Source organism: Thermoanaerobaculia bacterium, assembly GCA_018057705.1.
Classification (GTDB): domain Bacteria; phylum Acidobacteriota; class Thermoanaerobaculia; order Multivoradales; family JAGPDF01; genus JAGPDF01.
Genome location: JAGPDF010000124.1, coordinates 1 through 5,091, shown reverse-complemented (window position 1 = coordinate 5,091; position 5,091 = coordinate 1). Strand labels below are relative to the sequence as shown.

Annotated in this window: 4 protein-coding genes; 3 read left to right on the top strand and 1 reads right to left on the bottom strand. The window is 71.9% G+C overall.

Features of this window, described 5'->3' with window-relative positions; genetic code table 11:
• From KBI44_20620 to KBI44_20610, 3 genes are all read left to right on the top strand, one after another.
• Positions 1–566, top strand: a 566-nt coding sequence (locus KBI44_20620; protein ID MBP9146887.1) for a hypothetical protein, incomplete at its 5' end; no start/stop codon positions are given.
• Positions 563–2,218: a DNA polymerase Y family protein gene (locus KBI44_20615; GenBank protein ID MBP9146886.1), complete on the top strand. Its 1,656-nt coding sequence runs from the start codon at positions 563–565 to the stop codon at positions 2,216–2,218. The genes KBI44_20620 and KBI44_20615, both read left to right, overlap by 4 nt.
• An 85-nt stretch (positions 2,219–2,303) precedes the next feature.
• The gene (locus KBI44_20610; GenBank protein MBP9146885.1) at positions 2,304–4,691 is read left to right on the top strand and encodes an EAL domain-containing protein; all 2,388 of its coding nucleotides are present in this window, start codon (positions 2,304–2,306) and stop codon (positions 4,689–4,691) included.
• A gap of 20 nt (positions 4,692–4,711) precedes the next feature.
• Here the strand turns inward: KBI44_20610 and KBI44_20605 are convergent.
• Positions 4,712–5,091 (bottom strand): hypothetical protein (locus KBI44_20605; protein ID MBP9146884.1); only part of this gene is annotated, 380 nt, incomplete at its 5' end.

Below are 5,091 nucleotides of genomic sequence, written 5' to 3'. Positions count from 1 at the left end.
GGGGACTGCCGCGCGGCGAGCTGATCGAGCTCACCGCCGGCCGTTCGAGTGGCCGTTTCGCCTGCACGCTCATGCTGCTCGCGGCGGCCACATCGGCGGGTGAGAACGCCGCGCTGATCGATCTCGGGGACGGCCTCGATCCCCAATCCGCCGCGCATATGGGTATCGTCTGGCCGCGGCTGCTCTGGGCCCGGCCGCGCGCCGTCCGCGAGGCTCTGGCCGCGACCGAAGCGGCGCTCACCGGCGGGTTGCCGCTCGTCGTCCTCGATCTCGGCCTGCCGCCGCTGCCGGGCGGACGCGGCGCCGAGGCGATGTGGCTCCGCCTGGCGAGGAGCGCCCGCCAGCACGACGCCCTGCTCGTCGTCGCCTCGCCCTACCGGGTCGCCGGGCCGGCCGCCTCGACGGTGCTCGAGCTCACTCGCGGCCGCCCCCTGTGGAGCGACACCGGCGGCACCGGCGCCGCCCCGCGCCTCCTCAAAGGTGCCGACGGGCGGCTCACCCTGACCAAGGGCCATCGCCTCCTCGCCCCGCAGATGCAAGCGCTCCGCCTGGCGCTCCAGGCATGAGCCGCCTCGCCTGCCTCTGGGTGCCGCTCTTTCCGCTCGCCGCGCGCCTCAGGGCCGAGCCCGAGCTCGCCGGAGAGGCGCTCGCCGTGACCGCCGGCAACGGCGCCGCGGCCCAGATCGTCGCCGCCACCCGCGCCGCCCGCCGCCTCGGCGTCACGGCCGGCATGACGCTCTCCCAGGCGCGCGCCCGGGTGCCGAAGCTCGCGGCAAGGAACCGCGACAGCGCCTGCGAGCGTGCCGCCCAGGAGGCGCTCGCCGAGATCGCCGAGCGCTTCTCGCCGCGCGTCGAGGTCGCCGGACCGGGGCTCCTCTTCCTCGACGCCGACGGCCTCGCCGGGCGCTTTCGTCCCGGTCTCCGGGACACTCCGGACTGGACGGCCGAGCGCGCGCTCGGCCGGGCGCTCGTCGCCGCCGCACGACACGCCGGACTCCCGGCCCGGGTCGGCATCGCCGGCAGCAAGCTCGCCGCGCAGGTGGCCGCCCAGAGCACCGCCGGCTCCAGCAGCTCCCCTGGCCCCCTCGCGAGTACCACGGAGGCGGCGGACGACGCCGAGCCGCGCATCGTCGCGACCGGCGGCGAAGCCCGGTTTCTGGCCCCGCTGCCGCTCTCGCGTCTCGCGCCCGAGCTCCGGCTGGGCGAGACGCTCGCCCGCTGGGGCCTGGCATCGATCGGCGACTTCGCCCGCCTTCCCGCCGCCTCTGTAGTGAGCCGGTTGGGGCCCGAGGGGGCGGAGCTCCACACCGTCGCGCGCGGCATCGATCCGCGGCCCCTGCTCCCCCGCGAGCCGCCGCTCGACCTCGCCGAAGGCAGCGAGCTCGAATGGCCGCTGGTGGCGCTCGAACCGTTTCTCTTCCTCGCGCACGCGGCGCTCGACCGGATCTCACGGCGGCTCGAGCTGCGCGGCCTGGGCTGCACCCGTCTCTCCCTCGAGCTCACCCTCGAGCCCACCGGACGCGATGCACGCGCCTGGGAACTGCCCGCTCCGACCCGCGACACGAAGACGCTGCTCACCCTCGCCCGCCTCGACCTCGAAGCCCGCCCCCCGGGCGCCGCCGTGGCGGCCTTCCTCTTCACCGCGACCCCCGATCGCACACGACCCGAGCAGGGCACGCTCTTCGGCCCGCCGGCGCTCTCGCCGGAGCGCCTGGCCACCACCCTCGCCCGGCTCTTCGCTCTCCTCGGTCCCGACCGCGTCGGTTCGCCGCGCCCGATCGACGGCCACCGGCCGGAGCGCCTCGCCCTGGTGCCGTTCGCGCCGCCGGCTGCACCGCTGTCGCTGCAGCTGCCGTCACGCGGCGGGGTCCGGCCGGCGCCAGGGTCACGCGCTCCGGATGGCGGCAAGGGCCTGCTCGCGGTGCGCACCTTGCGGCCGCCGATCGAGCTCGAGGTGCTGGTCGAGCCGCGCCCCGCCGATCGCGAGCCGGCGCCGATCCATGTCCAGAGCCTCGCCTGCGAGAGCAACGACAGGCGCCCCAGCATCGCCGGCGCGGTGCGCATCGCCGCCGGCCCCTGGCGTCTCGAGGAGGGTTGGTGGAGCGATGTCCCCGTGACCCGCGAATACTGGGACGTCGAGCTCGACGCTGCCGGCCTCTTCCGCATCTACCGCGACGTCGCGACCGGCCGCTGGTCCGCCGACGGGGTCTACGACTAGAGCCGCCAGCGCGGCCACGGCGATTCGGCCCGGAGGCGCAGCAGCTCATCCCCGGCCCGCAGACCCTGTGATACCTTGCCCCGCGATGGTGAGTGACCTCGCCAACCTGCCGGAGCAGGTCCTCGAAGCGCTCGACGACGCCGCTGTCGTGACCGACGCCGAGGGTGCGATCCTATGGACGAGCTCCCGGGTCGAGGCGCTCTGGGGCTACGCCCCCGCCGAGCTGCGGCGCAAGAAGCTGCAGCTCCTCCTCTCCTTCGAAACCAGCGATCTCCTGCCGGAAACCGGCGCCGCCGAGCGCCGCGATCCCGGCCGCCTGCGCCCACTCGAGGCTTACCGCAAGGACGGTACGACCTTCCCCGTCGGCGTCGTGCGAATCACGACGCTCGCCGGACGCGAGCGCCGCATCCTGGTACTGATCCGCGACCTCTCGGAGCTCCGGGAGTCGCGCGAACGCCTGCGCCAGCTCGAGAAGGCGCTCGAGACGGCGCAGGCCGGAGTTGCGATCACCGACCGCGATCTCGTCGTGCGGTGGGCCAATCCGGCGCTGGCCGACATGCACGGCGCCGAGCGCGACAGCCTCCCCGGCCAGGCGCTCGCGCGCTTCCTGCCCTCGGAGCTCCACGACCTCGACTTCCGCAACCTCGCCGGAATGCGGCGCCTGCGCCGCGAGGGCCGAAGCCTTCGGCAGGACGGGACGGGCTTCCCGGTCGAGGTCCTCTTCGACCTGGTCCTGGACGATCAGAACGAACCGGTGGGAGTCGTTGCCGTCTGCCAGGACATCAGCGAACGACGCCAGGCGGAGGAGGCGCTGCGCGAGAGCGAGGAGCGCTACTCGCTCGCGGTGCGCGGCGCCAACGACGGCATCTGGGACTGGGACCTCGACGGCAACCGTATCTACTATTCGAATCGCTGGAAATCGATGCTCGGCCTCGAGGAGGAGGAGGTCCCGCCGACGCCCGACGCCTGGTTCTCCCGCATTCATCCGGAAGATCTGCCCAGGCTGCAGAGCCGGCTGGAGAGGCATCTCTCCGGGGCGACCGAGCTGTTCGAGGACGAGCACCGCCTCGAGCACCACGACGGCAACTATCGCTGGATGCTGGCGCGCGGCGTGGCGCTCGAGGGCAAGGACGGCAAGCCCTGCCGCATCGCGGGCTCCCAGACCGACATCACCGATCGCAAGGTCCACGATCCGCTCACCGGGCTGCCGAATCGCGCCCTCTTCCTCGATCGCCTCGAGCGCGCCCGGGCACGCGCCAAGCGCGGCCCCCGCAACCTCTTCGGTGTGCTCTTCCTCGACCTCGACCGTTTCAAGGTAGTCAACGACAGCCTCGGACATCCGGTCGGCGATCAGCTCCTGGTGGCCGTCTCCGGCCGCATCGAATCGTGCATCCGGCCGGGCGACACGGTGGCCCGCCTGGGTGGCGACGAATTCGCGGTGCTCCTCGAGGAGATCACCGAGTTCGACGAGTCGACCGAGATCGCGAGCCGGATCCATGCCGCGTTCACACAGCCGTTCGTGGTTGCCGACCACGAGCTCTTCGTCACCGTCTCGATCGGAATCTCGCTCGGCAGCGGGGAGAGCGCCGACCTGGGAGGGCTGCTGCGCGACGCCGACACCGCGATGTACCGCGCCAAGATCGCCGGACGCGGCCGCTCCCAGGTCTTCACCGGCGAGATGCGCACCGAGGTCATGGCGCAGTTGCAGCTCGAGAACGACCTGCGCCGCGCGGTCGAGCGCCAGGAGTTCGAGGTCTATTACCAGCCGATCCTGGCCCTGCGCCAGGCGGAGATCACCGGTTTCGAGGCGCTGGTGCGCTGGCACCATCCGGAGCGCGGACTGGTCGAGCCTGCCCAGTTCATCAGCGCCGCCGAGGAGACCGGGCTCATCGTTCCGCTCGGCATGTGGGTGCTCGAAGAGGCCTGCCGCCAGCTCCGCGTCTGGCGCGAGGCCGACCCGGCCTGGGAGAAGCTCACGATGAGCGTCAACCTCTCCCCGAAGCTCTTCGCCCAGCAACATCTGGTCCGCGACATCGTGGGCCTCCTCGAGAAGACCGGCCTGCCGCCGCGCCTGCTCAAGCTCGAGGTCACGGAGGGCCTGCTGGTGCACAACCCCCAGGCTGCGAACGCGATGCTCAAGCAGCTCCGGTCGCTGGGCATCGGGGTCTGCATCGACGACTTCGGCACCGGCTATTCCTCACTCTCCTATCTCACCAGCCTGAACGTCGACGTCCTGAAGATCGACCGCTCGTTCATCCACAACCTGTCGAACGGCACGGACGGCGGAGAGGTGGTGCGCAACATCGTCCGGCTCGCCGCCGGACTCGGTCTTTCCGTGGTTGCCGAAGGGGTCGAGACTCTCGATCAGAGAAACCAGCTCGACGAGATGAACTGCGAGTTCGTCCAGGGATTCCACTTCAGCCGCCCCGCCGACGCCGACACCGTCTGGCGGACACTGCTCCATCCCAGCTGAGATCGCGACGCCGGAGCGCTTCAGCCCGCCGCCCGGTGCACCGGCCAGCGGAGCAGGAGCCAGCGCGCGATCCAGTCGCCGGGCAGGAAGAGCAGCACGGCCGCGAGCGGCACGGCGACGATCGCGAAGAGCAGCGGATCGAGTACGGTCTGCGGCAGCCCGAACGGCGCGTACATCCAGTTCAGATTCTGCTCGGGAGTACCTGCCATGACGCCGAGCGGGAAGAGCACGCCGGCGATCGCGGTCTGCAATCTCCAGCCGCGGCGGTCGTAGCCGACCTGACGCACCAGCCAGACGAGCAGCGGCACCGTCCAGAGATGGAAGAGAGAAAGGCCGCGGAGCCAGAGCGGCTTCGCGGGATCGAACATGTACTCCGTCCCGCCGACCGGATGAACTCCGA

What these genes read in the sequence shown, in the direction of transcription:
- KBI44_20615 (MBP9146886.1), top strand. Translation starts at nt 563, where the DNA reads ATGAGCCGCCTCGCCTGCCTCTGGGTGCCGCTCTTTCCGCTCGCCGCG.
- KBI44_20610 (MBP9146885.1), top strand. Translation starts at nt 2,304, where the DNA reads ATGGTGAGTGACCTCGCCAACCTGCCGGAGCAGGTCCTCGAAGCGCTC.